Here is a 26,385-nt window from a genome sequence, read left to right as displayed (position 1 = left end):
GACCGCCCACGAATGCGTCACATCCCCGGCGTGAACCGCCGCCACCCGGCCACGGATCGCGCTCCGGAAAACCGCTGTGCGCCGTCAGCGGGCCGGGAGGCGGTTCGCCGTGTGGACCGCGCGCAGCACCGCCGCGGCCTTGTTGCGGCATTCCTGGTCCTCAAGGACGGGATCGGAGTCGGCGACGACCCCCGCGCCGGCCTGGACGTACGCGGTGCCGTCGCGGAGCAGGGCCGTACGGATGGCGATGGCGGTGTCGGAGTCCCCGGCGAAGTCCAGATAGCCCACGCAGCCGCCGTAGAGTCCGCGACGGGAGGGCTCCAGCTCGTCGATGATCTGCATGGCGCGCGGCTTGGGCGCCCCGGAGAGGGTGCCCGCGGGGAAGCACGCGGTCAGGACGTCGTACGCGGTGCGGCCGGGGGCGATCTTCCCGGTGACGGTCGACACGATGTGCATGACGTGCGAGTAGCGCTCGATGGACATGAAGTCGACCACCTCGACGGATCCGGGTTCGCAGACCCGGCCGAGGTCGTTGCGGCCGAGGTCGACCAGCATCAGGTGCTCGGCGCGTTCCTTGGGGTCGGCGAGGAGCTCGTCGGCGAGGGCCTGGTCCTCCTGGGGGGTGGCGCCGCGCGGGCGGGTGCCGGCGATGGGGTGCAGCAGCGCGCGCCCGTCCTCGACCTTGACCAGGGCCTCCGGGGAGGAGCCGACCACGTCGAAGCCGTCGAACCGGATCAGGTACATGTACGGGGACGGGTTGGTGGCGCGCAGCACGCGGTAGACGTCCAGGGCGCTCGCGGTGCAGGGGGTCTCGAAGCGCTGGGAGGGCACGACCTGGAACGCCTCGCCCGCGCGGATGCGTTCCTTGACGTCCTCGACGGCGTCCTGGAAGTCGGGGCCGCCCCACAGGGCGGTGAACTCGGGCAGCTCGGACGGGGGCAGTGCGGCCGGGGGCTGGGCGACGGGCCGGGAGAGGTCGGCCTCCATCGCGTCGAGCCGGGCGATGGCGTCGGCCCATGCCTCGTCGACGCCGGTGTCGAGGTCGTTGTGGTTGATGGCGTTGGCGATGAGCAGGACCGTGCCGTCCCAGTGGTCGAGGACGGCGAGGTCGGAGGTGAGCAGCATCGTCAGCTCGGGCAGCTTGAGATCGTCCCGCTCGCCGGGGCCGATGCGCTCCAGCCGGCGGACGATGTCGTAGCCGAGGTAGCCGACCATGCCGCCGGTGAACGGGGGCAGCCCGGCGGCGAGGTCACGGGGGGTGTGGAGGGTCTCGACGGTGGCGCGCAGGGCGGCGAGCGGGTCGCCGCCCTGAGGGACGCCGACCGGCGGGGTGCCCTGCCAGTGGGCGGCGCCGTCGCGTTCGGTGAGGGTGGCGGCGCTGCGGACACCGACGAAGGAGTACCGGGACCATGAGCGCCCGTTCTCCGCGGATTCCAGGAGGAAGGTGCCGGTCCGCTCGGCGGCGAGCTTGCGGTAGAGGGCGACGGGGGTGTCGCCGTCCGCGAGGAGTTTGCGGCTGACGGGGACGACGCGGCGGTCGGCGGCGAGCTTGCGGAAGGTCTCCAGGTCCATGGCGGGTGACCCTACTGGCCCAGCGGGAGGGTGCCCGCGTCGAAGCAGGTGCGGTCCCCGGTGTGGCAGGCGGCGCCGACCTGGTCGACCTTGAGCAGCACGGTGTCCGCGTCGCAGTCGAGGGCGACGGACTTCACGTGCTGGACGTGGCCGGAGGTGTCGCCCTTCACCCAGTACTCCCGGCGGCTGCGGGACCAGTAGGTGCCGCGGCCGGTGGTCAGTGTGCGGTGCAGTGCCTCGTCGTCCATCCAGCCGAGCATCAGCACCTCGCCGGTGTCGTACTGCTGGGCGATCGCGGGCAGGAGGCCGTCCGGGGTGCGCTTGAGGCGGGCGGCGATCTCCGGGGCGAGCCGGCTCGGCTCACGGGGCGTGCTGGTCATGTCCCCCATTGTGCTGCACGGGTGCGACGACGCGGGGTCGCCGTCCGGTCACCGGACGCGTCCGGGGGGCGTCCGGGGGCGCCGGGGGCGGGCGCCGGGCGCGGAGGCCGTCCCGTGGCAGTGCCGCCGGGCCCGCCGTACGCTGGGCGCATGTCGACCCATGCCAAACGTGAACGTCTGCTCCTCGCCGATCTGTTGGAGTCGGCGGGTCCTGAGGCCCCGACCCTCTGCGAGGGGTGGCTGGCCCGGGACCTGGCGGCGCATGTGGTGGTGCGGGAGCGCCGCCCGGACGCGGCGGGCGGAATCCTCTTCAAGCCGCTCGCGGACCGGCTCGCCCGGGTGCAGTCGGAGTTCGCCGCGAAGCCGTACGAGGAGCTGCTCCAGCTGATCCGGACGGGTCCGCCGAAGCTGTCGCCGTTCTCCCTGAAGCAGGTGGACGAGGCGTCGAACGCGGTGGAGTTCTACGTCCACGCGGAGGATGTGCGCCGCGCCCAGCCGGACTGGACGCCCCGCAAGCTGGACCCGGTCTTCGCGGACGCCCTGTGGTCCCGGCTGGAGCGCACGGCGCGGCTGATGGGCCGCAAGTACCCGGTGGGCGCGGTGCTGCGCCGCCCGGACGGCCGTACGGTGGTGGCCAACCGCGCCGCGCCGGTCGTCACGGTCACCGGCGAGCCGGGTGAGCTGCTGATGTTCGCCTTCGGCCGGCAGGACGCGGCGACGGTGGAGCTGGAGGGCGAGCAGGAGGCCGTGGAGAAGCTCCACGGCTCGAAGCAGATCGGCATCTGAGCCTTCGGGGCGGCACCCCGGGGCCCGGTGCGGGGGCATCCGCGGAACGGCGGGTGCCCCCGGACGGTCAGCCGGTTTCGGGAATGAGCCTGAGCATCGGGATCTCGGGACGGACCTTGGCGATCGCAGCGAAGTCGTCGTCGACGTGCAGAACGGTCAGCCGATGCTGCCGGGCGGTCAGGGCGATCAGGATGTCGATGGGGGACGGCCCGCGGTGGTGGCCGATCCGCACCAGGTCCCTTTGTACGGCGACGACCTGCGGCCAGGGGTCGTCGAGAGCGGGTACCCACCCGAAGGTCTGGCCGAGCATGGTGAAGAAGGGCTCGTACTCACGGTCGGCGCGCAGGCCGGGCATGAGCTCGGACTCGACCGGCGGGCAGATGGCGACGAGCCCCTGGGCCACCCGGTCGGGCCACGGTTCGGGGATCTGGCGACGCAGCAGCCGCCAGACCGCTGAGGTGTCGGCGAGGTACGTCACAGACCGGAACGCTCCCGCTCGGCCAGAACGTCGAAGTCCAGGAACTCGTCGGCGTGGTCCTGGAGCCAACGCAGGGCACGGGCCCGGTCGTCGGCACTGATCGCCGCCGCTATCGTCAGCGCGCGATTGATGGTGTCGCGCTTCGTCTTCGTCCCCAGCTGTTGCTGGGCGAACTCCAGCATCTTGTCGTCGACATCGATCACGGTCTTGGACATCCGACCCTCCAGCGCGCTATATACGACACCTCACCCGTATATCCTACTGGATATAAAGGTGAGGTGTCCGCCGCCCGGACGCCTACCGCACCGCGTTCCCCGCCTCCCGCAAGGCCCGCTTGACCTCGCCGATGCGGAGGTCGCCGAAGTGGAAGACCGACGCGGCGAGGACCGCGTCAGCGCCCGCCGCGACGGCCGGGGGGAAGTCGGTGAGACGGCCGGCGCCGCCGGAGGCGATGACCGGGACGGTGACGTGTTCGCGGACGGCGGTGATCATCTCCAGGTCGTAGCCGTCCTTGGTGCCGTCGGCGTCCATGGAGTTCAGCAGGATCTCCCCGGCGCCGAGGTCGGCCGCGCGGTGGGCCCATTCGACGGCGTCGATGCCGGTGCCCTGGCGGCCGCCGTGGGTGGTGACCTCGAAGGTGCCCTTGGGGGTGCGGCGGGCGTCGACGGACAGGACGAGGACCTGCCGGCCGAAGCGTTCGGCGATCTCCCTGATCAGGTCGGGGCGGACGATCGCGGCGGTGTTGACGCCGACCTTGTCGGCCCCGGCACGCAGCAGCTTGTCGACGTCGTCCGGGGTGCGGACGCCGCCGCCGACGGTGAGCGGGATGAACACCTGTTCGGCGGTGCGGCGGACCACGTCGTAGGTGGTCTCGCGGTTGCCGGAGGACGCGGTGATGTCGAGGAAGGTCAGCTCGTCGGCGCCCTCGGCGTCGTAGACCTTGGCCATCTCGACGGGGTCGCCCGCGTCGCGCAGGTTCTGGAAGTTGACGCCCTTGACGACCCGGCCGCCGTCCACGTCCAGGCAGGGAATGACTCGGACCGCCAGGGTCATGACTGTTCGGACTCCTCCGGGCCCGGCGCGGGGGTTTCCCGGTGGGCCTCTAGTTCCACTTCGACCAGGATGCGCGGGTCGACGAACCCGTCGACGACCACCAGGGTCGTGACGGGGCGTACCGCGGCGAAGAACTCGTGGTGCACCGCGCCCACCGCGTCGGCGTCGCGCGCGTGGGTGAGGTACATCCGGGTGCGGATGACGGATTCGGGTCCGGCGCCGAGTTCCCGGATCGCGGCGAGGGCGTTCGTGAACGCCACCCGGGCCTGTTCGGCGGGGTCGCCCTCGCCGTGCAGGATGTCGCCGCGGAACGAGGTGGTGCCGCCGACGACGATCCGGTCACCGGCGGCGACGGCGCGGGAGAAGCCGAAGGGCTCCTCCCAGGGGGACCCGCCGCGCACCCGTCGTACAGCTTGCGTCATGACGCGACCGTCGCCAGTGCCTCTTCCAGGGTGAACGACTTGGCGTACAGGGCCTTGCCGACGATGGCGCCCTCGACACCGCGCGGGACGAGTGCGGCGATGGCGCGCAGGTCGTCCAGGGAGGAGACGCCGCCGGAGGCGACGACGGGCCGGTCGGTGGCCGCGCAGACATTGGCGAGGAGTTCCAGGTTGGGGCCCTGGAGGGTGCCGTCCTTGGCGATGTCGGTGACGACGTAGCGGGCGCAGCCCTCGGTGTCGAGCCGGGCGAGGGTCTCGTAGAGGTCGCCGCCGTCGCGGGTCCAGCCGCGGCCGCGCAGGGTGGTGCCGCGTACGTCGAGGCCGACGGCGATCTTGTCGCCGTGCTCGGCGATGACCTTGGCGACCCAGTCGGGGGTCTCCAGGGCGGCGGTGCCGAGGTTGACGCGGGTGCAGCCGGTGGCGAGGGCGGCGGCCAGGGTGGCGTCGTCGCGGATGCCGCCGGACAGTTCGACCTTGATGTCCATCGCGGCGGTGACCTCGGCGATCAGCGCGCGGTTGTCGCCGGTGCCGAACGCGGCGTCGAGATCGACCAGGTGCAGCCACTCGGCGCCCGCCCGCTGCCAGGTGAGGGCGGCCTCCAGCGGGGAGCCGTAGGAGGTCTCCGAACCGGACTCGCCGTGCACGAGACGGACGGCCTGACCGTCACGGACGTCGACGGCGGGAAGGAGTTCAAGCGTGGTCACAGGGTTCCGATCCAGTTGGTGAGGAGCTGGGCTCCGGCGTCGCCGGACTTCTCGGGGTGGAACTGGGTGGCCCACAGGGCGCCGTTCTCGACGGCGGAGACGAACGGCTTGCCGTGCGTGGACCAGGTGACGAGGGGTTCGCGCATCGCCGCGTTCGTGATCTCCAGGGTCCAGTCGTGGACGGCGTAGGAGTGCACGAAGTAGTAGCGGGCGTCGGCGTCGAGTCCGGCGAAGAGCTGGGAGTCCTCGGGGGCGTCGACGGTGTTCCAGCCCATGTGCGGAACGATCCCGGCCTGGAGGGGTTCCACGGAGCCGGGCCATTCGTCGAGGCCCTCGGTCTCGACGCCGTGCTCGATACCGCGGGCGAAGAGGATCTGCATTCCGACGCAGATGCCCATGACGGGGCGTCCGCCGGACAGTCTGCGGTCGATGATCCAGTGGCCGCGGGCCTGGGTGAGGCCCTTCATACAGGCGTCGAAGGCGCCGACCCCGGGGACGAGGAGTCCGTCGGCGTTCATGGCCTTGTCGTAGTCGCGGGTGATCTCGACGTCGGCGCCCGCGCGGGCGAGCGCGCGTTCCGCGGAGCGGACGTTGCCGAAGCCGTAGTCGAAGACGACGACCTTCTTGCGGCGGGTGGTGGTGCCGGGGGCGGCGGGGGTGCTGGTCGTGCCGGTCATCGGGCGCGCCCTCCTCAGTTCCAGTAGTCGAGCCGGATCACGCCCGCGAGCAGGCACATGCCGGCGCCGATGGAGAGCAGGACGATCAGGCTCTTGGACAGGCCCTGCTTGGCGAAGGAGAAGATGCCGCCGACGAGGAACAGCCCGACGAAGATGAGGACGGTGGACAGTCCGTTCATGGCTTACAGGGCGCCCTTCGTGGACGGAAGGATGCCGGCCGCGCGCGGGTCGTGCTCGCTGGCGTAGCGCAGGGCGCGTGCGAGGGCCTTGAACTGGCACTCCACGATGTGGTGGGCGTTGCGGCCGTAGGGCACGTGGACGTGCAGCGCGATCTGGGCCTGGGCGACGAACGACTCCAGGATGTGCCGGGTCATCGTGGTGTCGTAGGCGCCGATCATGGGTGCCATGTTCTCGGGCTCGGTGTGCACGAGGTAGGGGCGGCCCGACAGGTCGACGGTGACCTGGGCGAGGGATTCGTCCAGGGGGACCGTGCAGTTGCCGAAGCGGTAGATGCCGACCTTGTCGCCGAGGGCCTGCTTGAAGGCGGCTCCCAGGGCGAGGGCGGTGTCCTCGATGGTGTGGTGGGAGTCGATGTGGAGGTCGCCCTCGGTCCTGACGGTGAGGTCGAACAGTCCGTGCCGGCCGAGCTGGTCGAGCATGTGGTCGTAGAACCCGACGCCGGTCGACACATCGACCTTGCCCCTGCCGTCGAGGTCGATCTCCACGAGGACGGAGGTCTCCTTGGTGGTGCGTTCCACCCTGCCGATGCGTTCTGGGCGGGTCATGCGCTGAGCTCCTTCTTGACTTCACGGACCGCGTCGAGGAACGCGTCGTTCTCTTCGGGGGTGCCGACGGTCACCCGCAGCCGGCCGGGGACGCCGTTGTCACGGACGAGGACGCCCCGGTCGAGGATGCGCTGCCAGACGGCGTGCGGGCCCCCGTCGCCGTCGAAGCGGCCGAACTGCACGAAGTTGGCGTCGGAGACGGTGACCTCGTAGTCGAGGGCGCGCAGTTCGGTGACCAGGCGGTCGCGTTCGGACTTGAGCTGGTCGACGTACTTCAGGAGCGTGTCGGTGTGCTCCAGCGCGGCGAGCGCGGTGGCCTGGGTGACGGCGGACAGGTGGTAGGGCAGCCGGACGAGCTGGACGGCGTCCACGACGGCGGGGTCGGCGGCGAGATAGCCGAGCCGCAGTCCGGCGGCGCCGAACGCCTTGGACATGGTGCGGCTGACGACCAGGTGCGGGCGGCCTTCGAGCAGCGGCAGCAGCGAGTCGCCGTGGCTGAACTCGACGTACGCCTCGTCGGCGACGACCATGGACGGCTTGGCGTCCTGCGCGGCCTCGTAGAGGGCGCGGACCGTGTCGGCGGGGACCGCGTTGCCGGTGGGGTTGTTGGGGGTGGTGATGAAGACGACGTCGGGGCGGTGCTCGGTGACGGCCCGGGTGGCGTCGGCCTCGTCGAGGGTGAAGTCGTCGCGGCGGGGTCCGTCGATCCAGCGGGTGCCGGTGCCCCGGGAGATGAGCGGGTGCATCGAGTACGAGGGCTCGAAGCCGAGCGCGGTGCGGCCGGGGCCGCCGAAGGTCTGGAGGAGCTGCTGGATGACCTCGTTGGAGCCGTTGGCGGCCCAGACGTTCGCCAGGGTCACCGGGTGCTTGCCGGTACGGGTGAGGTAGGCGGCGAGCGCGGTGCGCAGCTCGACGGCGTCCCGGTCGGGGTAGCGGTTCAGCTGCCGGGCGGCCTCGCGGACGCGCTCGGTGATCCGCTCGACCAGGGCGTCGGGCAGCGGGTAGGGGTTCTCGTTGGTGTTCAGCCGGACGGGGACGTCGAGCTGCGGGGCGCCGTAGGGCGACCGGCCGCGCAGTTCGTCCCGGACGGGGAGGTCGTCGATGCGGGTCACTTGCTCTGGGGAACCTTCCATCCGAACCGTGCCTTCACCGCCGCGCCGTGCGCGGGCAGGTCCTCCGCGTCGGCGAGGGTCACCACATGGTGGGCGACCTCGGCGAGCGCCTCGCGGGTGTAGTCCACGATGTGGATGCCGCGCAGGAACGACTGCACGGACAGTCCGGAGGAGTGACAGGCGCAGCCGCCGGTGGGCAGTACGTGGTTGGACCCGGCGCAGTAGTCGCCGAGGGAGACCGGGGACCAGGGGCCGACGAAGACGGCTCCGGCGTTGCGGACGCGGTCGGCGACGGCGGCGGCGTCCGCGGTCTGGATCTCCAGGTGCTCGGCGCCGTACGCGTCGACCACGCGCAGGCCCTCCTCCAGACCGTCGACGAGGACGACGGCGGACTGGCGTCCGGCGAGCGCGGGCGCGATGCGCTCCTCGATGTGCTTGGTCGCGGCGACCTGCGGTTCGAGTTCCTTGACGACGGCGTCGGCGAGGGCCACGGAGTCGGTGACGAGGACGGCGGCGGCGAGCGGGTCGTGCTCGGCCTGGCTGATGAGGTCGGCGGCGATGTGCACCGGGTCGGCGGTGTCGTCCGCGAGGACGGCGATCTCGGTGGGTCCGGCCTCGGTGTCGATGCCGATCCGGCCGGTGAAGTAGCGCTTGGCGGCGGCGACCCAGATGTTGCCGGGGCCGGTGACCATGTTCGCGGGCGGGCAGGACTCGGTGCCGTACGCGAACATGGCGACGGCCTGGGCGCCGCCGGCGGCGTACACCTCGTCGACGCCGAGGAGGGCGCAGGCCGCGAGGATGGTGGGGTGCGGCAGCCCGCCGAAGTCCTTCTGCGGCGGGGAGGCCAGCGCGATGGAGGCGACGCCCGCCTCCTGCGCGGGGACGGCGTTCATCACGACGGACGACGGGTACACGGACCGGCCGCCGGGCGCGTAGAGCCCGACCCGGTCGACGGGCACCCACTTCTCGGTGACGCTGCCGCCGGGGACGACCTGGGTGGTGTGAGAGGTGCGGCGCTGGGCGCGGTGCACGATCCGGGCGCGGCGGATCGACTCCTCCAGGCTCGCCCGTACGGCGGGGTCGAGCTGTTCGAGGGCGTCGGCGAGGGCTTCGGCGGGCACCCGGACCCGGCCGAGGGCGACCCCGTCGAAGCGCTTCGCGTAGGCGATCAGCGCCGCGTCACCCCGATGATGCACGTCCTCGCAGATGGGCCGCACCTTCTCCAGGGCGGCCTCGACGTCGAAGTCGGCACGGGGCAGCAGGTCGCGCAGGGCGCCGCCCTCGGGGAGGGCGTCACCGCGCAGATCGATTCGGGAGATCACGACGCCAATTCTCGCAGACGGCGCGAGCGTGCCGGGCGGCCGTATCAGTGACTGATACACGGCGGTCCGGGGGCCGGAGGGACGCCAGGGGCGGAACACCCCGAAATGTATTCACTGTGCGTGTTCATATCGTCACTCAGTGGGTATGAACTGCTGTACGAGCCATCGGGGCGGATGGGCTTCGCGGGACCGGGGGGACCGTGTGGTCCGACCGGTCGGCAGGACAGCAGAAACGACCCGCCACCGGCCCGGACAGCACAAGGTCCCGGCAGCCCCCGGCCCGACAGCACAGCGGCACGGCAGATCAACGGCACGGCGGATCAACGGCACCACGGATCGGCGGCGGCGACCGCGCCGGACCGTCGGCGCCACCGCACGACCGGCACGGCGAACAGGGACGACAGGACGACACGAACCACGGAACGAGGGAACGGGGGGCCGGGAGGAGGCACGGTGGTGGTCGACAGCGAGGGTACGACGACCGGGGTAGGTGACCCGCCGGACGGGCTCACCGCGGCCGAGATGGGCATGTGGCAGGCGTTCCGCAACGGCAGCCGCTACGACCTGCGCGCGGGCGACCCGATCGTGGACGATCCGCACGGCGGCCACCCCTGGGGCCCGGAGCGGACCGTCCGGGCGCGGATCGTGTGCTGGCTGCTGCTGGACGGGCCGCCGCCGCTGCCCGGCCGGGTCGCCTCCCTGAAGCTCGCGGGCGTGCTGATCGCGGGCACCCTCGACCTCGCGGGCGGCACCGTCGAGCCCTATGTGGAGCTGGACCGCTGCCGCTTCGGCGGCGAGGTGCTGGTGCCCGAGGCCCGCTTCGCGACCCTGCGGCTGGTCGACTGCGCGGTCCCCCGGCTGGAGGCGGCCCGGCTGCACACGGAGGGTGATCTGCATCTGCCGCGCTGCCGCTTCCAGCACGGCATCCGGATGACGGACGCCCGGATCGGCACGGATCTGCTGCTGAACCAGGCCGTGGTCTACGGCGACCGGCGCGGCCGGGCGATCGTCGCGGACGGGGTGTCGGTCGGCCAGGACCTCCAGGCCGAGCTGATGGAGGCGTACGGCGAGCTGAGCCTGCGCGGCGCGCAGATCGGCGTCTCGCTGAGCCTGCGCGGCAGCAGGCTGGCCAATCCGTACGGCGACCGCGCGCTGAACGCCCCGCAGCTCACGGTGGAGCGTTCGCTGTACCTGACCCCGGCGAGCGTCACGGACCCCGTCGCGAACAGCGGCGTCACCCCCGCGCGCGGGACCCGCGTCCAGCGTTTCGAGTGCCGGGGCGGCATCCGGCTGGACGACGGCCGGTTCGGGGACGCGGTGGACCTCGCGGGCGCCCGGTTCGCCCTGACCGACCGCCAGGAACTGTCGCTGCGCCGGGTTCACACCCCCGAGCTGCGGTTCCTCGGCGAACGCCCCGAGCGGGGGCGGGTCGTCCTGTCGGGCGCCCGGGTGGTCAACCTCGTCGACCGCTCCACCAGCTGGCCGGGGCCCGGCCGCCTCCAGATGGGCGGCTTCGGCTACGAGCATCTGGTGCCGACCGGCAGCTTCCCGCTGGCCCGGCGGCTGGAGTGGGTCGCGGCGGCCACCCCCGAGTACCACCCGGAGCCCTACGAACGGCTCGCGGCGGTCCTGCGGGACAGCGGGGAGGACGCCGAGGCCCGCCGGGTGCTGCTCGCCAAGCAGCGGCGGCGGCGCGAGACCCTGCCGGTCGGGGCGAAGCTCTGGGGCTACGCGCAGGACTGGACGGTGGCGTACGGATACCGTCCGGGCCGGGCCGCGGTGTGGATGGCGGTGCTGTGGGGCGCCTGCACGGTGGCGTTCTCCCGGGCCGAGCCGCAGCCCCTGAAGCCGGGCGAGCACCCGGAGTGGAGCGCCTCGATCTTCGCCCTCGATCTGCTGATCCCGGTGATGGACCTCGGCCAGGACGGTCACTGGCGGTTGTCCGGGGTGTGGCAGTGGCTGGCCACCGCGATGATCATGCTGGGCTGGGTCCTGGCCACGGCGGTCGCGGCGGGCGCCACCCGGTTGCTGCACCGGGGCTGAGACAGGCCGCACCGGGGGCCGAGGCGGGTACGGGGCGCACCGGGGCCGAGGCGGGCCGTACCCGGGCCGCGGCGGGGCTGGAGACGGGCTGCGGCGGGGCTGGAGACCGGGGCCGAACGGGGCGCCCCGGCGGGGCGCCCCGGGCCGGGCCGCACGTACCCGCCGCCGCCCGCCACGGGTACGACCGCACCCGGCCGATGCCTGGCCGAAGTCCGCCGGATGCCCGGTCCGCACGTAATCCGCACACGGCCCGCACCCCGCCCCCGCTCCGGTTTTGCCGGGACTTGACCAAGCGGGAGGCAACCCCGGGGCGGTTACGACACCGTCACCCCGCAGCCCTGGCGCGGCCCCGACCTGCGGTTTTCAATGGTTTGGACCATGGCTCTGCTGCGTGCCCTCATCCGTACCGCCCGGATGGCCCGACACACCGCTTCGCTCGCCGCGGGACTGCCCGCCGACGAGGAGGTCCTCCTCGACGCTCCCGACGATCGGCTCGGCCCCGCGCTGGTGGCCGCCGGACGCGGCGAGTACGAGCCCGCCGCGAAACTCCTGGCCCTGACCCGGGAGCGCGCGGAGTGGGAGAACCGCGACCGGTACGTCATGCGGCTCGCCACCTTCGCGTGCTCACGGCCCGAGTGGTTCGAGCACTGGCGGCGGACCGAACCGGACGATCCGGACATGCTGCTGCTGCGCGCCGAACAGGCCGTCGCCCGGGGCTGGGCCGCCCCCGCCCGCGCCGAACAGCTGGGCGCCGCGACACCGCTCGTCACCGCCGCCGCCCAGGGCGACCCCCGCGACCCCGTGCCCTGGCGGGTCGCCCTCGACCAGGCCCGGGGCACCGGGGCGCCGCCCGCCCGCTTCGAGGCGCTGTGGGGCGAGGCCGTCCGCCGCTCCCCGCACCACTACGGCTGCCATGTGGCCGCGCTGCGCTTCCTCGCCACCGCGGGCGGCCGGTCGCACGACCAGTGCTTCGACTTCGCCGAACGCGCCGCGCAGGACGCCCTGCCGGACTCCCTCGTCCAGGCGCTCCCCCTACGGGCCGCGCTCGGGCATCTCACGGCGTCCACGGGGCCCGGCGCGCCCGGTCCCGTCCCCCGGGCCCGGCTGGACTCCGCCGCCGACCTCGCGGCCGCCCTGTCCGGCCGGTACGCCGTCGCCGACCCCTGGCCCGCCGAGGTGCGCAACGTCCTGGTCTGTGTGCTCGTCCGGCTGGAACGCTGGCCCGAGGCACTGGTCCAGCTGGAGCGGACCGGCCCGTACGCGACCTCGTTCCCCTGGGACCGTTTCTCCGACGATCCGCTCGGCCAGTTCCTCGAACTGCGCGACGGTGTACGGATCGAGGTGGCCGCGTCGACCCCGCTGCGCGGCCGGCGCGGACGCGATGCCTCCGGCGGCCACTAGGCTTGTACGTCGTGACCACCGTCCGGCTGCCGCTCTTCCCGCTCAACTCGGTGCTGTTCCCGGGTCTCGTCCTGCCCCTGAACATCTTCGAGGAGCGCTATCGCGCCCTGATGCGCGATCTCCTCAAGATCCCCGAAGGGGAACCCCGCCGCTTCGCCGTCGTCGCCATCCGCGACGGCCACGAGGTCGCGCCCAGCGCGCAGGGGCTCCCCGACCAGACCGCGGTACCCGAGCGCGGACCCACCGCGGGCTTCGGCGACGACCCGCTGAAGGCGTTCCACTCGGTGGGCTGCATCGCCGACGCCGCGACCGTCCGGGAACGCGCCGACGGCGGGTTCGAGGCGCTCGCCACCGGCACGACCCGGGTCCGGCTGCTCTCCGTCGACGCGTCCGGACCGTTCCTGACCGCCGAGCTGGAGGAACTGGAGGAGGAACCGGGCGACGAGGCGGGCGCCCTCGCCGAAGGGGTGCTGCGGGCGTTCCGCGCCTATCAGAAACGGCTGGCGGGGGCCCGGGAGCGGTCCCTTTCGACGGGGGCCGACCTCCCCGACGAGCCGTCCGTGGTGTCCTATCTGGTCGCCGCCGCGGCGGTCCTGGACACCCCCACCAAGCAACGGCTGCTCCAGGCCCCGGACACCGCGTCCCGGCTCCGTGACGAACTGCGGCTGCTGCGCGGGGAGAGCGCGATCATCCGCAATCTGCCGTCGCTGCCCGCGGTGGACCTGACCCGCTCCCCCACCAGCCTGAACTGACCCTCCCCCGCGTCGCGCCACGGCCCGCCGTACGACGAGCGGCGCGACGCGGCACCACGTACCCGCCGTCCCGTACTCAGCTCCACGTACCCGGCACCGCACAGCCACCGTCACGCACCCAGCACCGAGCCGAAGCGAAGGGCCCGATGGCGAAGAAGTCCAGGAAGCAGCAGCCGGGCGGCACCCCCGCGACCGTGGCGCTCACGGCGGCGGGGACCGTGTTCACCGTCCACACGTACGCACACGACCCCGCCCATCCGTCGTACGGCGAGGAGGCCGCCGAGGCGATGGGGGTGTCGCCGGAGCGGGTGTTCAAGACCCTGGTGGCGGAGGTGGACGGGGAGCTGACGGTGGCGGTGGTGCCGGTCGCCGGGACCCTCGATCTGAAGGCCCTCGCCTCGGCGGTCGGCGGCAAGAAGGCCGCCATGGCCGATCCGGTCGCGGCCGAGCGGGTCACCGGGTACGTCCGGGGCGGGATCTCCCCCCTCGGCCAGCGCAAACGGCTCCGTACCGTCCTCGACGCGTCGGCCGGCGCGCACCCCACGATCTGTGTCTCGGCGGGCCGCCGGGGCCTGGAGGTCGAACTGGCCCCCGCGGATCTGGCGGCCCTGACGGGTGCGGCGCTGGCCCCCATCGGCCGGGGCTGACCCGGGCGGACCGGGAGTGCGGTCGGGACCCGCCGTGCGCGGACCCTGGACGGACCGGTCGCCTTGCGTTAAGTACCGAGGACATGTCGAAGAGGACGCGGAAGCGGAAGTGGCGTATCCGGAAACGGCGTGCCAACCATGGACGGCGGCCCGCCTGAGCCGCCCCGACGAGCACCCGGGAGCCCGGCCGGTGACGGACGCGGCACCGGGCCCCTGACCGGCCCCTCCCGCCGGGAGCGGAGGGTCAGGGGCGCCCCGGGCGGGGGTCCTCCGGCGGGGCGTGGGGCGAGCGGTCCTGGTGGTCCGCCGGGGGCGTGTCCTCGGGCTGCGGACCGGGCGGGGCGGTCTGCCCCCAGCCGCCGGGCGGGTACCCGGGGCCCTGGCCGGAGCCGTCGGCGGGCGGCGGTCCGTACGGGCCGTAGGCGTGGAGATCGGCGTACGGGTCCGGGTCGCGGGGGCCGAACAGCGCCGTCAGACAGAGATGGACGAGCATCGCGGTGACGGGCCACACCAGCAGCGCCCCGCGGGCCTCCAGCTTCAGCGGCGCGTCGAAGGTGACCCCCTTGCCGACCTCCTTGGCATGGGCGACCACGTCCTGCGCGGGACCGAGCCAGACCCCGAGCCGCCAGGCCAGCAGGGCCCCGAGCAGTCCGCCGACGGCGAGTCCGGCGACCAGCGGGATACCGCCGCGTCTGCGCACCAGGAACACCACCAGCGCGCTCAGCGCGCCGAAGCCGACCGCCAGCAGGGTGAACGTCCCGTCGATCCCGATGGCCTGTTCGCCCTCGGTGTCCCCCAGATAGACCGCGTCGGAGTCCGCGACGAGCGGCACCCGCGGCGCGAGCCACAGCCAGAGCAGCCCGAGCAGCGCCCCGGCGGCGGCGACCGCCGCCATGATCACGGCGGCCTCACGCAGTTCGGCGCGTATCCCGGGACCCTCGTCCTGGCCGTACGCCACAGGGGGTCCGGAACTCGGGGTCCCCCAGCCCCCCACTGAGTGCGGCTGGTGGTGGGGCGGCGGAGTCAGCGGTGCGGTCACCCTGACATCGTGCCAGTCCGGCGGGGATCCCGCGTCATCGGACGGCGGCCCGGCGGTAGGCCCAGGTGGCGACCGCGAGGGACAGCACACCGACCACCGCGCAGACCGCGAGATGGAGTCCGACGACGGCCCAGTCGGGGTCGGCCGCGAAGGTCCGGGCGAACGCCTCGACCCCGTAGGTCGACGGCAGCAGATCACGGCCGTACTGGACGGCCGAGGGCAGCCGCTCCGGCGGCAGCACCCCGAGCAGCAGGGCCGCGGACATGCCCAGCTGGCCGAGCAGGGTGGCCAGTTCGGGGCGCGGCGCGAGCAGTCCGAGGGCGGCGCCGAGCCCGGCGAGGGCGGCCCCGGCGAGCGGGACCACGGCGGCCAGCACCCACAGATGGGTGAGCGGGAGCTGGAAGAGGAAGCAGCCCGCGACGGCGGTGACGAAGGTGCCGGGCACGGTGAAGGAGGCGTACGCGGCGGCGGCGCCGAGGACCACGGCGGCGGGCGGCACCGGCAGGGTCGCGTAGTGGTCGAGCCCGCCGTCGGCGCGCAGCCGTCCGAAGTACTGGGCGAGGAGGTTCAGCGCGACGAACGCGACGACGAGGACGCTGGAACCGGCGACGACCGCGCGGGCCTCGTCACCCCCGTCGACGACCCCCCGCATCAGGACCATGATCCCGATGGACTGGAAGGTCGCGACGAACAGCAGCGGGATACGGGCGACCCGGGCCCGGGAGAGCTGGGCGCGGTAGACGGCGGCCAGCGAGGGCAGCAGCCGGGCGCGGGGCGCGAGCTCTGCGGGGGCCGAGCGGGTCGCGGGACGCGGCGGCGCGGTCCGGCGGCCGGACAGCACCTCGGCGGGTACGACAGTCACGTGGTGAGGCTCCTGTTCCTGACGACGTGCGGCACGGCGTCCATGGTGGCCCGGACGGACGGCGCTGTGGGCGGCCTCATGTACGGCCGCCCGGTCGGCGGGCGCGGTACGGGGCCGGGCCCGGCCCGGGGGCCAGGGCACGGGCGGATCGGCGGGTCACAGCTTCACCAGGCCCTCTGCGGCGGTGTCGCTGCCGCCGAGCGCCAGATAGACGTCCTCCAGGCTGGGCGTCGCGAGGGTGAAGTCGTCGAGGGCGGCGAACGCGGCGCCGCCGGTCACCGCGGCGACCGCGGCACGGGCCTCGTCGGGGGCGAGACGCAGCACCCAGCGGCGGCCGTGCAGGGTCGCGGAGGAGCGCAGCGCGGCGACCTCCGGGATGTCCAGGGGCGCGCGTTCCCGCCAGACGAGCTCGACGCGTACCTCCCCGGCGACCCGTTCCTTGAGTCCGCCGGGGGTGTCGCAGGCGATGACCCGGCCCCGGTCGAGGACGGCGACCCGGTCGAGGACCGTCTCCGCCTCGATGACGTTGTGGGTGACCAGCAGGACGGTGGTGCCGTGTTCGGCGCGGCGGCGGTCGATCGCGGCCCAGACCGCGCGCCGGGCGATGGGGTCCATGGCGGTGGTGGGCTCGTCGAGCACCAGCAGCGGGCGTTCGCCGACGAGCGCGGCGGCGACACAGGCGAGCCGCCGCTGGCCGCCGGAGAGCCGGGCGAGCGGGCGGGACGCGAGGGCGGTGAGGCCCAGTTCTTCGAGGACCGTGTCGCGGGCGGCGCGGGCGGCCCGCAGTTCGAGGCCGCGCAGCCGGGCGGTGGTCTCCGCGGCGAGGGAGACGGTCAGCTCGTCCAGGGCGCTGGACTCCTGGCCGAGGTAGGCGAGGATACGGGCGGCGCGTTCGGGGTGGCGGACGATGTCGTGGCCGAGGATCTCGACGGCGCCGGAGTCGGGCCGCATCAGTCCGGTGAGCTGGCGTACCAGGGTGGACTTACCGGCGCCGTTGGGTCCGAGCAGGCCGAAGATCTCACCGCGCCGGATGTCGAGGCGGACCCGGTCGGTGGCCCGTACCTCGGGGGTGCCGGGGGCTCCGCGCCGGCCTCGGCTGGCGGGGTACGTCTTCACCAGGTCGCGCACCACGCACACCACATCGCCGATGTGTTCCGGGTGTGCGGGGCGCGTACTCACGAAGAGGGAGCCTACGGGGTGCCGGGAGGGCGGTATGCCTCCGGGGTGCACAAGGCGGTCCGCGGGAGGATCGGCGGGACACCGGGCGCGGCCGTCCGGCGCGGGCGGGCCGGGGCCCGTCGCCGGGCCCCGGGGGCGGGTCCGTGCGGCGCCGCCGCGCCCCCGGTACGGGGTGGGGTCACTCGCCCGCCGGGGCGGGCTCGGGGGCGGTCCGGGCCTCGACCTCCCGCCAGAACCCGGCCCGGATGGCGTACCGGTCGTGCTCGTCGATCTGGTCGTCCTTGTGGGCGAGGAGACCGAAGCGGGCCGCGTACCGGAGCAGTTCCCCGTCGATGCGGTGCGGGACCCGGGGGTAGAGGGTGGACAGCCGCTGGAGGGCGGCCGGTTCGGGCAGCCGGGCCATCCAGCGGCGGGCGAAGACCTGGCCGACCTCGTAGGGGTCGCCGCCGACGGTGGTGATGTCCTCCTCGCGGTCCGCCCAGCGCTGCTCGGCGGTGGTGACCTGGGCGAGGGTCGGCAGCGACGCGGCGTCGGCGGGCTCGGAGACCGTGCCGGGGCGGTCCACCCAGCCCTTGTCGGAGGACCAGCGCAGGGTGGCCCCGGCGGGCTGGGGCTGCGCCCCCGGTACGGGGTGGGTCCCCGGGGCGCGCAGCGCGGCGAGGTCCTTCGGGGTGGGGACGCCCTTGGGCGCGCCCCGGTCGGCGGTGCCGTTGCCGTGGGTGACGCCGTTGCTGTCGCGGGGCGGGGCGGGGTGCGGGGGGTCGGCGGGGCCGTCGCCGGGGTGGGGGCGGCCGGTGGCGGTCCGGTCGGGCGCGGACTCCGGCAGCGGGGCGGAGAGGATGGCGGCGATCTCGGGCCGGGGCACGGGCGGCGGGGCGCAGATCCCGGTGGTGTCCTTGGCGCGGACGGCCCGGGTGATCCAGATCCGGTCGAGGACGCGGCGTTCGTCGGCCTCGGCGACCAGGTCCTCGGACTGGTTGTAGTCGCCGTCGGCGGCCTGGAGGGCCCACAGATGGACGGCGACCCCGTGTTCCTTGGCGGCCATCATGCCGGGCAGCAGATCGCCGTCGCCGGTGACCAGGACGATGTCGGAGCAGGCGCGGTTGCGGGCCAGCTCGGTCAGTTCGGCGTGCATGGCCGCGTCGACGCCCTTCTGGGCCCAGCGGCCGTCGCTGCGGGTCAGCGCGCCGAGCCGGACGGTGACCCGGGACATCACCCGCAGTCTGCGGTGCTCGGGCTGCGGTACGCGGTCGGGGGCGCCGTCGAACCAGTAGATACGCAGCAGCGGGCGTCCGGTGTCCTGCTCGGCGCGCTCACGCAGGCCCTGGATCAGGGCGGTGTGATCGACGGTGATCCGGGATCTCGACGGTTCCCCGGCGAGGAGACTCGCGGCGGCCCCCAGCAGATATCCGGCGTCCACCAGGACGACACAGCGGTCCACGCGATCCACCCTCTTTCCTGAACTGTCCCTGAATCCTGCATCGGGGTGTCCCGAAAGTGGCCCTTCAGGACGGCGGAACTTCGGACTCCCGCGTCTCCTCTACCTTCGCGGGCGCGCGTCGGGTTTCTCAGACCTGCTTGGAGTCTGCCCGACCCCGGGGGGCTTAACGGCCCGAACTCGATCTTCGGCGTGGCGGATTCGCCCATAACGCCCCGACGCGCCTTGTCACCCAGGGTAATTCTCCGACATGCGCGCTTTGTCCGCCTATGTGAATCTGGTCGCGGCTCTGGACCCCGGATCCCCCTCAGGAGGCATCACCATGGCCAAGAACAAGCACCGCAAACACGGCGGCCAGCAGCAGGACCGTTCGTCGGCCGCCGAGCAGAGCGCGGAGGAGGCACGGCGCAGCTCGCTGGAGTCCCAGACGGAGCAGCGCGGCTCCCAGGTCACTCCTGGTGACGTGGCCCGGAAGGGCAGGCAGAAGCGATTCGGCCACAACTGACCCCCCGGGGTCGCCACGGCAACGAAGAGGGGCGCGTCCGGGTGTACCGGACGCGCCCCTCTCGTGCATCGTGCGCGGGCGTGACCGTGCCCCGCGCTCAGGCCCTTCAGCCCCTCAAGCCCTTAGGCCCTCAGGCCCGCAGCCGCTCAGGCCCTCAGCCCGCGAGGCAGGACGGGCCGAGGAGGACCTTCAGATCGCCGAAGAGCGCGGGGTCGGGCTGCACCCGGTGGCGGTCCAGTCGCAGGACGGTGGTCGAGCGGGCGCCCAGGAGCTTGATCCGTACCTCGCTGTTGCCCTTGTGGTGGCTGAGGATCTCCCCCAGCCTGCTGACCATCGGCGGGGTGACCTTCACGGTCGGGATGGTGATCACGACGGCGGCGTCGGTCCCGGCGTTCGACAGATCGGGCACCATCAGCTCCATGGCGACCAGCCGGGGCACGTCCTCCCGCTTGTCGAGCCGTCCCTTGACGAAGACGACCGCGTCCTCGACGAGTTGGGTGGAGACGAGCTGGTAGGTGGCGGGGAAGAACATGCACTCGATGGAGCCCGCGAGATCCTCGACGGTGGCGATCGCCCAGGCGTTGCCCTGCTTGGTCATCTTGCGCTGGAGGCCGGAGATGATGCCGCCGATGGTGACGACCGCGCCGTCGCTGTGCTCACCGCCGGTGAGCTGGGAGATCGACGCGTCCGCCTTGTCCGACAGCACATGCTCGATACCGAACAGCGGGTGGTCGGAGACATAGAGGCCGAGCATCTCGCGTTCCTGGGCGAGCAGATAGGTCTTCTCCCACTCGTCGGGCGAGAACTCCACGTCGAGGCCGAAGCCGGGCTCGTCACCCGCGTCGTCGCCCATACCGCCGAAGAGGTCGAACTGCCCCTCGGCCTCCTTGCGCTTGACCTGGACGACATTGTCGATCATCGGTTCGTACTGCGCGGTGAGGCCCTTGCGGGTGTGCCCCATGGTGTCGAAGGCACCGGCCTTGATCAGGGACTCGGTGGTGCGCTTGTTGCAGACGACCGCCTCGACCTTGTCGAGGTAGTCGGGGAACGACGCGTACTTCCCCTTCGCCTTGCGGCTGCGGATGATCGAGTCCACGACGTTCGAGCCGACGTTGCGCACGGCGTTCAGCCCGAACAGGATCACGTCGTCACCCTGGGCGGCGAAGTTCGACATGGACTCGTTGACGTTGGGCGGCAGCACCTTGATGCCCATCCGGCGGCATTCGTTGAGGTAGACCGCGGACTTGTCCTTGTCGTCCTTCACCGAGGTGAGCAGTCCGGCCATGTACTCGGCCGGGTAGTTGGCCTTGAGGTACGCCGTCCAGTACGAGACGAGTCCGTACGCGGCGGAGTGGGCCTTGTTGAACGCGTATCCGGCGAACGGCACCAGGACGTCCCACAGGGCCTGGATGGCCTCGTCGCTGTACTCGTTCTTCCGGGCACCGGCCTGGAAGATCGTGAAGTTCTTCGCCAGTTCCTCGGGCTTCTTCTTGCCCATCACCCGGCGCAGGATGTCGGCCTCGCCGAGGGAGTACCCGGCGATGATCTGCGCGGCCTTCTGCACCTGCTCCTGGTACACGATCAGACCGTGGGTGACATCGAGGATCTCCCGCAGCGGCTCTTCGAGCTCCGGGTGGATCGGGGTGATGTCCTGCTGGCCGTTCTTGCGCAGGGCGTAGTTGGTGTGCGAGTTCATGCCCATCGGGCCCGGCCGGTACAGGGCGGACACGGCGGAGATGTCTTCGAAGTTGTCGGGCTTCATCAGCCGCAGCAGGGACCGCATGGGTCCGCCGTCGAACTGGAAGACGCCGAGGGTGTCGCCCCGGCCGAGGAGTTCGAAGGTCTTGGGGTCGTCGAGCGCGAGCCCCAGGAGGTCGATGTCGATGCCCTTGTTGGACTTCACCATCTTGACGGCGTCGTCCATGATCGTGAGGTTGCGCAGCCCGAGGAAGTCCATCTTCAGCAGGCCGAGCGACTCACAGCTCGGATAGTCCCACTGGGTGATGGTGACCTGGTCGGAGTGGCGCACCCAGACGGGGACGTGGTCGGTGATCCGCTCGCTGGACATGATGACGCCGGCGGCGTGGACGCCCATCTGCCGGACCAGGCCCTCCACCCCGCGCGCGGTGTCGATGACCTTCTTCACGTCCGGCTCGTTCTCGTACATCCCCCGGACCTCGCCCGCCTCGGAGTAGCGGGGGTGGGCCGGGTCGAGGATGCCGGAGAGCGGGATGCCCTTGCCGAGGACGTCGGCGGGCATGGCCTTGGTGATGCGGTCGCCCATGGCGTACGGGTAGCCGAGGACGCGGGCGGAGTCCTTGATGGCGTTCTTCGCCTTGATGGTGCCGTACGTGCCGATCATGGCGACCTTGTCGGCGCCGTACTTCTCGGTGACGTACCGGATGACCTCGACGCGCCTGCGCTCGTCGAAGTCGATGTCGACATCGGGCATCGACACCCGCTCGGGGTTCAGGAACCGCTCGAAGATCAGCCCGTGCGGGATGGGGTCGAGGTCGGTGATGCCCATCGCGTAGGCGACGATCGATCCGGCGGCGGAGCCACGGCCGGGGCCCACCGCGATGCCGTTGTTCTTGGCCCACATGATGAAGTCGGCGACGACGAGGAAGTACCCCGGGAACCCCATCTGGATGATGACGTCCATCTCGTACTCGACCTGCTTCTGCCGGTCGTCGGGCACACCGCCGGGGAAGCGGCGGTCCATACCGCGGCGCACTTCCTCCTGGAACCAGCTGACCTCGGTGTAGCCCTCGGGGATGTCGAACTTGGGCATGAGGTTCCGCTGCTGGAACATGCCCTCGGTGTTGATCTGCTCGGCGACGAGGAGGGTGTTGGCGCAGCCTTCCTGCCAGGCGTCGGAGGAGTCGATGGCGTACATCTCGTCGGTGGACTTGAGGTAGTAGCCGGTGCCGTCGAAGCGGAAGCGGTCGGGGTCGGAGAGGTTCTTGCCGGTCTGGATGCAGAGCAGCGCGTCGTGGGCGACCGCTTCGGAGGCGTGGGTGTAGTGGGAGTCGTTGGTGACGATCGGGGGGATGCCGAGTTTCTTCCCGATCTCCAGCAGCCCCTGCCGTACGCGGCGCTCGATCTCGATGCCGTGGTCCATCAGCTCCAGGAAGTAGCGGTCCTTGCCGAAGATGTCCTGGTAGTCGGACGCCGCCTTCAGCGCCTCGTCGAACTGCCCCAGCCGCAGCCGCGTCTGGAGTTCGCCCGAGGGGCAGCCGGTCGAGGCGATGAGGCCCTCGGACCATTTCGAGATCGTCTCGCGGTCCATCCGGGGCCACTTCGTCAGCCAGCCCTCCGCGTACGCGTCCGAGGACAGCCGGAACAGGTTGTGCAGCCCCGTCGCGTCCGCCGCCCAGATCGTCTTGTGGGTATAGCCACCCGAACCGGAGACGTCGTCCCGCTTCTGGTGCGGCTGCCCCCACTGGATCTTCCGCTTGTTGCGCCGCGACTCCGGCGCCACGTACGCCTCGATCCCGATGATCGGCGTGATACCCGCCTTCGTCGCCTGATGGAAGAAGTCGTACGCCCCGTGCAGGTTCCCGTGGTCCGTCATCGCGATATGCGACATGCCCATGTCGTTGCACGCGTTGAACATGTCCTTCAACCGCGCCGCACCGTCCAGCAGCGAATACTGGGTGTGAACATGCAGGTGCGTGAACGGCGGTTTCGACACGGTACGGCCTCCAGCGGAAACGGTCGGCGACGGTCTGGGGGGACAGCGTGGAAGTCTACGTCTCCGCACTGACAGGAACGGGGCGCCCGCCGGTACGGTGCGGGGACGCGATCGGGTGGCGTCCCGGCCCCGGAACGCCGTCCACGGATGTCCGGGGCGGGCACTCCGAAGGCGTGTCGCGCGTTGACAGGACCGGGAGCGCGTACGGGGCCGGAAGGCCGCGGTGTGCGGTCCCGCCCCGCGCGCCCGGCAGCCCGGACACATCAGGCACCATGCGCACAGGCCCGCGCATCACCGCGCGAGCCCGACCGGTCCGTACCAGGAGGCACCCCCCGATGTCGGTTCAGCAGCCCCGCGCCGAGCAGCGCGGCGAGGAGATCCTCGCCGTCTTCGACACCGCATTCGGTGAGCTGCTGGCCGCCGACCCCGCCGCGTTCCGGGTGAAGTTCCGCAAGATGGCGTCCTCGGCGTTCGCCTTCTACCGCGGTACGGCGACCCTCTTCTACCACGACCTGCACGCGGAGGGCGCGAGTGCCGCGAAGACCGCGAGCGGCCCGTACCTGGACGACCGCACCTCCCGGGTGTGGATCCACGGCGACCTGCACGCCGAGAACTTCGGCACGTACATGGACTCGCAGGGCAGGCTGATCTTCAACGTCAACGACTTCGACGAGGCGTACGTAGGCCCCTTCACCTGGGACCTCAAGCGGTTCGCCGGGTCGCTGGCGCTGATCGGGTACGCGAAGGCCCTGAGCGACGAGCAGATCACCGGCCTGGTGCGCACGTACGCGGCGGCCTACCGCGAGCGGGTCCACGCGCTGGCGACCGGCGCCAAGAGCGACGAGGTGCCGCCGTTCACCCTGGACACCGCGGACGGCCCGCTGCTGGGCGCGCTGCGGGTCGCCCGCTCGCTGACCCGCTTCGGCCTGCTCGACTCGATGACGGACATCCGTGACTTCGAGCGGCGCTTCGCCTCCGGGGGCGGCGCCATCGAGCTGGACGCGGCCACCCGGTACAAGGTCCTGGCCGCTTTCGACGGCTATCTGGAGACCCTGCCCGAGTCGTCGCTGACCCGCCCCGACTCGTACCGCGTCAAGGATGTCGTCGGCCGCCGGGGCATCGGCATAGGGTCCGCCGGCCTCCCCTCGTACAACATCCTGCTGGAGGGCAACAGCGACGCCCTGGAGAACGACGTCGTGATCTACCTCAAGCAGGCGCAGACCCCGGCGGTGTCCCGGCACATCACGGACCGGGCGATCCGCGAGTACTGGCAGCACGAGGGCCACCGCACGGTGATCTCCCAGCGGGCGCTCCAGGCGCACGCGGACCCGTGGCTGGGCTGGACCGAGCTGGACGGCTCGGGGCAGCTCGTCGCCGAGGTGTCCCCGTACGCGGTGGACCTGGACTGGTCCGACCTGGACGATCTGGACGAGATCACGACGGTCGTCGCGGACCTCGGCCGGGCCACGGCGACGATGCACTCGGCGGCGGACGACGAGAGCGGTCACTCGGAGCTGGTGCCGTTCTCCACCGAGCGGGCCATCGACGCGGCGATCGCCGCCGACGAGGACGGCTTCGCGGAGCTGCTGGTGGACTTCGCGCACAGCTACGGCGCGCGGGCCCGCGCCGACCACCAGACGTTCGTGGACCTCTTCCGCAACGGCCGCATCCCGGGCCTGTAGCACCGCCCGGCCGCCGTCGGCGGGGCGCGAGCGGGGCGGAATCGGCCCGCTCCCGCCCCACCGGCCGCACCGGGCCCCGCCGGGCCCACCGCTCCCCGCCGAACTCACAGGGACCCTTTAGGGCTCTCTTACCACCGCCCATGGGACACTCCTCCGCGATGGACATATCCGGTACCCCGATCAGAGCCGTACGCGCGGCGCTGTTCACGGCAGTCGTCGTGACGCTCTCCGTCGCGTCGCACGTGCTGCTGTCCGGGGTACCCCTGCCCCTGTCGACCACCGCGGTGGTCACGGCGGGCGTCTTCGTCCTCGCCTTCGCCCTCGCCGGGCGGCGGGAGCGCGGCTTCGGCCGGATCGCGGCACTGCTGGTGCCGCTGGAGCTGGCCTCGGACACCGTCTTCACCGCCGGGCAGCATGTCTGCTACGGCCGGGCGGGCGGTCCGGTCACCGGTGCGCTGCGCTCGGTGGGCCTGGACGTCCTGTGCCGCGGCGACGTGGGCACCCCGCTGGCCGGGATGGCCGCGGGCCCGCAGAACCGGGCGGCGGCCCTGCTGGCCGACGCCACCCCCGGCACCCCCTGGCTGCTGCTCGCCGCGCACATCGGGATCGGGCTGTTCGCCGCGGTCTGGCTGTGGCGCGGTGAGCGGGCGCTGGGGCAGCTGCTGCGCGCGGTGGCCGTCTGCACCTTCCGGCCGCTGCTGATCGCGGTCGCCGCGGTGACCGTGGCCCGGGAGCCCGGGCGCCCGCTGCCCGGCGCCGTCACCCGCGCGGTCCCCGTCGCCCGGCCCCGGCTGTGGGCGCACTCGGTAGGCCGCCGCGGCCCCCCTGCGGCCCCCGCCTTCGGCTGACCGCCGGCCACGTCCGGCATTCGCAGACCCCCTTCCGTACCCCGCCCCGAGCGGGTACGTCATGACACGGAGATCCCCCATGAGCAAGAGGAACACCCAGTCCGCGAAGACCGCGGCGCGCGAGCGGCTGCGCGTGGAGCGCGAGAAGCAGGCCAAGAAGGACAAGGCGAAGCGGCAGCTGGTCGTCGCCGGTGCCATCGTGGGTGTGCTCGCGATCGGCGCCGGTGCCGGTTACCTGATCATGCAGGCCGGCGAGCCCGACTACTGGAAGGCCGCGGCCAAGGACACCCTGGTCAAGCCCGCGAACTCGTCCGGTGAGAACGGCACCACGGTCGTCATCGGCGAGGACTCCGCGAAGAAGACCCTCAAGCTGTACGAGGACCCGCGCTGCCCGGCCTGCGCCTCCTTCGAGCAGGGCCTCGGCTCGACGATCGAGAAGGACGTCAAGGACGGCAAGTACAAGGTCCAGTTCATCGGCGCGACCTTCCTCGACAAGAGCCTGTCGGGTGAGGGCTCCCGCAACGCGCTCAGCGCGCTGGGCGCGGCGCTGAACGTCAGCCCCGAGGCGTTCCTGACCTACAAGTCGCAGCTCTACTCCGCGAAGTACCACCCGCAGGAGAGCAAGGACACCTTCAAGGAGGACTCGTACCTCATAGAGGTGGCCGACCAGGTCAAGGAGCTGAAGGGCAACAAGGAGTTCCAGAAGAACGTCAAGGAGGGGACCTACGACCGCTGGGCCCTGGAGATGGCGAAGACCTTCGACAAGAACAAGGACGAGGTCACGGGCACCCCGGCGCTGGTGATGGACGGCAAGAAGGTCACCGGGGCGAACGGCCAGGGCTCCCCCGGCTCGGTGGAGGAGTACAACGCGGCGATCGACCAGGCCCTCAAGGGCTGACACGTCCGCAGCGTCACGGGGACCGCGCGGTGCGGCCCAGGGCATCGCCCCGGGCGCGTACCGCGCGGTCCCCGCGGCGTCTCCCCCG

At 72.2% G+C, this 26,385-nt stretch carries 25 protein-coding genes and 1 pseudogene; 9 read left to right on the top strand and 17 right to left on the bottom strand.

Translation table 11 applies throughout. From position 1 onward, the window contains the following. Positions 1-84 precede the first annotated feature (84 nt). Together OG711_RS29495 and hisI are read right to left on the bottom strand one after the other, a co-directional pair. A complete protein-coding gene (locus tag OG711_RS29495; RefSeq protein WP_266514219.1) occupies positions 85-1,572 on the bottom strand; it encodes an anthranilate synthase component I in 1,488 nt (495 codons plus the stop codon). Between the two features lie 11 nt (positions 1,573-1,583). Further along, positions 1,584-1,952 (bottom strand): phosphoribosyl-AMP cyclohydrolase, encoded by a 369-nt coding sequence (hisI, locus tag OG711_RS29490; RefSeq protein ID WP_073791681.1) that lies wholly within the window; start codon positions 1,950-1,952, stop codon positions 1,584-1,586. A 150-nt stretch (positions 1,953-2,102) separates the two neighbouring features. Here hisI and OG711_RS29485 point away from each other — a divergent pair, with 150 nt between their 5' ends. After that, positions 2,103-2,738 carry a TIGR03085 family metal-binding protein gene (locus tag OG711_RS29485; protein ID WP_329561514.1) on the top strand — a complete coding sequence of 212 codons (636 nt, stop codon included), beginning with the start codon at positions 2,103-2,105 and terminating at the stop codon, positions 2,736-2,738. Between the two features lie 67 nt (positions 2,739-2,805). Here OG711_RS29485 and OG711_RS29480 read toward each other — a convergent pair whose 3' ends face one another. The 10 genes from OG711_RS29480 to hisD form a co-directional block, all read right to left on the bottom strand. Next, a complete protein-coding gene (locus tag OG711_RS29480) occupies positions 2,806-3,216 on the bottom strand; it encodes a PIN domain-containing protein (RefSeq protein WP_266514224.1) in 411 nt (136 codons plus the stop codon). Next, a complete protein-coding gene (locus tag OG711_RS29475) occupies positions 3,213-3,431 on the bottom strand; it encodes a type II toxin-antitoxin system VapB family antitoxin (protein WP_266514227.1) in 219 nt (72 codons plus the stop codon). Before OG711_RS29475 ends, OG711_RS29480 begins: the two co-directional genes overlap by 4 nt. An 82-nt stretch (positions 3,432-3,513) precedes the next feature. Then, positions 3,514-4,269 carry an imidazole glycerol phosphate synthase subunit HisF gene (gene hisF, locus OG711_RS29470; RefSeq protein WP_073790986.1) on the bottom strand — a complete coding sequence of 252 codons (756 nt, stop codon included), beginning with the start codon at positions 4,267-4,269 and terminating at the stop codon, positions 3,514-3,516. Continuing rightward, positions 4,266-4,691, bottom strand: a complete 426-nt coding sequence (locus OG711_RS29465; RefSeq protein ID WP_073790988.1) for a RidA family protein — start codon at positions 4,689-4,691, stop codon at positions 4,266-4,268. The genes hisF and OG711_RS29465 overlap by 4 nt, the downstream gene beginning before the upstream one ends. Further along, positions 4,688-5,413: a bifunctional 1-(5-phosphoribosyl)-5-((5-phosphoribosylamino)methylideneamino)imidazole-4-carboxamide isomerase/phosphoribosylanthranilate isomerase PriA gene (priA, locus tag OG711_RS29460; RefSeq protein WP_329561508.1), complete on the bottom strand. Its 726-nt coding sequence runs from the start codon at positions 5,411-5,413 to the stop codon at positions 4,688-4,690. The genes OG711_RS29465 and priA overlap by 4 nt, the downstream gene beginning before the upstream one ends. Continuing rightward, complete coding sequence (gene hisH / locus OG711_RS29455) at positions 5,410-6,090, bottom strand: imidazole glycerol phosphate synthase subunit HisH (RefSeq protein WP_266514235.1); 681 nt, start codon at positions 6,088-6,090, stop codon at positions 5,410-5,412. The genes priA and hisH overlap by 4 nt, the downstream gene beginning before the upstream one ends. A 14-nt stretch (positions 6,091-6,104) precedes the next feature. After that, positions 6,105-6,269 carry a hypothetical protein gene (locus OG711_RS29450; RefSeq protein ID WP_178391081.1) on the bottom strand — a complete coding sequence of 55 codons (165 nt, stop codon included), beginning with the start codon at positions 6,267-6,269 and terminating at the stop codon, positions 6,105-6,107. 3 nt (positions 6,270-6,272) lie between these two features. Further along, positions 6,273-6,875 carry an imidazoleglycerol-phosphate dehydratase HisB gene (hisB, locus tag OG711_RS29445; protein WP_073790996.1) on the bottom strand — a complete coding sequence of 201 codons (603 nt, stop codon included), beginning with the start codon at positions 6,873-6,875 and terminating at the stop codon, positions 6,273-6,275. Further along, a complete protein-coding gene (locus OG711_RS29440) occupies positions 6,872-8,008 on the bottom strand; it encodes a histidinol-phosphate transaminase (RefSeq protein ID WP_073790999.1) in 1,137 nt (378 codons plus the stop codon). The genes hisB and OG711_RS29440 overlap by 4 nt, the downstream gene beginning before the upstream one ends. Continuing rightward, on the bottom strand, positions 7,984-9,309 hold the full coding sequence (gene hisD, locus OG711_RS29435; protein WP_073791001.1) for a histidinol dehydrogenase: 1,326 nt from the start codon (positions 9,307-9,309) through the stop codon (positions 7,984-7,986). Before hisD ends, OG711_RS29440 begins: the two co-directional genes overlap by 25 nt. 522 nt (positions 9,310-9,831) lie before the next feature. Here hisD and OG711_RS29430 point away from each other — a divergent pair. The 4 genes from OG711_RS29430 to ybaK all read left to right on the top strand — a co-directional run bounded on the left by OG711_RS29430 (position 9,832) and on the right by ybaK (position 14,152). After that, positions 9,832-11,352 (top strand): oxidoreductase, encoded by a 1,521-nt coding sequence (locus OG711_RS29430; RefSeq protein WP_329564122.1) that lies wholly within the window; start codon positions 9,832-9,834, stop codon positions 11,350-11,352. Between the two features lie 366 nt (positions 11,353-11,718). Next, positions 11,719-12,753 carry a hypothetical protein gene (locus OG711_RS29425; protein ID WP_329561503.1) on the top strand — a complete coding sequence of 345 codons (1,035 nt, stop codon included), beginning with the start codon at positions 11,719-11,721 and terminating at the stop codon, positions 12,751-12,753. A gap of 11 nt (positions 12,754-12,764) precedes the next feature. Then, complete coding sequence (locus tag OG711_RS29420; protein WP_073791685.1) at positions 12,765-13,505, top strand: LON peptidase substrate-binding domain-containing protein; 741 nt, start codon at positions 12,765-12,767, stop codon at positions 13,503-13,505. Between the two features lie 146 nt (positions 13,506-13,651). Next, positions 13,652-14,152: a Cys-tRNA(Pro) deacylase gene (gene ybaK / locus OG711_RS29415; RefSeq protein ID WP_329561501.1), complete on the top strand. Its 501-nt coding sequence runs from the start codon at positions 13,652-13,654 to the stop codon at positions 14,150-14,152. 394 nt (positions 14,153-14,546) lie between these two features. Here ybaK and OG711_RS29410 read toward each other — a convergent pair. From OG711_RS29410 to OG711_RS29395, 4 genes and pseudogenes are all read right to left on the bottom strand, one after another. Next, positions 14,547-15,191 (bottom strand): annotated as a pseudogene (locus tag OG711_RS29410) (hypothetical protein); the annotation flags it as partial. Between the two features lie 34 nt (positions 15,192-15,225). Next, a complete protein-coding gene (locus OG711_RS29405; RefSeq protein WP_073791009.1) occupies positions 15,226-16,053 on the bottom strand; it encodes an ABC transporter permease in 828 nt (275 codons plus the stop codon). A gap of 156 nt (positions 16,054-16,209) precedes the next feature. After that, the gene (locus OG711_RS29400) at positions 16,210-17,232 is read right to left on the bottom strand and encodes an ABC transporter ATP-binding protein (protein ID WP_399546528.1); all 1,023 of its coding nucleotides are present in this window, start codon (positions 17,230-17,232) and stop codon (positions 16,210-16,212) included. Positions 17,233-17,410: 178 nt separating this feature from the next. Continuing rightward, positions 17,411-18,682 carry an NYN domain-containing protein gene (locus tag OG711_RS29395; RefSeq protein ID WP_187337609.1) on the bottom strand — a complete coding sequence of 424 codons (1,272 nt, stop codon included), beginning with the start codon at positions 18,680-18,682 and terminating at the stop codon, positions 17,411-17,413. Positions 18,683-18,920: 238 nt separating this feature from the next. Here OG711_RS29395 and OG711_RS29390 point away from each other — a divergent pair, with 238 nt between their 5' ends. Continuing rightward, entirely contained in the window at positions 18,921-19,175 is a 255-nt protein-coding gene (locus tag OG711_RS29390; protein ID WP_245876865.1) for a hypothetical protein, read from the top strand. 154 nt (positions 19,176-19,329) lie between these two features. Here the strand turns inward: OG711_RS29390 and dnaE are convergent, their stop codons facing one another. Beyond that, the gene (dnaE, locus tag OG711_RS29385; RefSeq protein ID WP_329561496.1) at positions 19,330-22,869 is read right to left on the bottom strand and encodes a DNA polymerase III subunit alpha; all 3,540 of its coding nucleotides are present in this window, start codon (positions 22,867-22,869) and stop codon (positions 19,330-19,332) included. 335 nt (positions 22,870-23,204) lie between these two features. Between dnaE and OG711_RS29380 the strand changes: the two genes are divergently transcribed. The 3 genes from OG711_RS29380 (at position 23,205) to OG711_RS29370 (ending at position 26,297) form a co-directional block, all read left to right on the top strand. After that, positions 23,205-24,551, top strand: coding sequence for a DUF2252 domain-containing protein (locus OG711_RS29380; RefSeq protein WP_329561494.1), 1,347 nt, complete (start codon positions 23,205-23,207; stop codon positions 24,549-24,551). A gap of 158 nt (positions 24,552-24,709) precedes the next feature. Next, positions 24,710-25,399, top strand: a complete 690-nt coding sequence (locus OG711_RS29375) for a hypothetical protein (RefSeq protein ID WP_073791689.1) — start codon at positions 24,710-24,712, stop codon at positions 25,397-25,399. A gap of 79 nt (positions 25,400-25,478) precedes the next feature. Continuing rightward, entirely contained in the window at positions 25,479-26,297 is an 819-nt protein-coding gene (locus OG711_RS29370; protein WP_073791078.1) for a thioredoxin domain-containing protein, read from the top strand. Positions 26,298-26,385: the final 88 nt, after the last annotated feature.

Origin of the sequence: Streptomyces uncialis (assembly GCF_036250755.1) — a bacterium.
Classification (GTDB): Bacteria; Actinomycetota; Actinomycetes; order Streptomycetales; family Streptomycetaceae; genus Streptomyces; species Streptomyces uncialis.
This window is presented reverse-complemented; position numbering and strand designations above follow the sequence as displayed.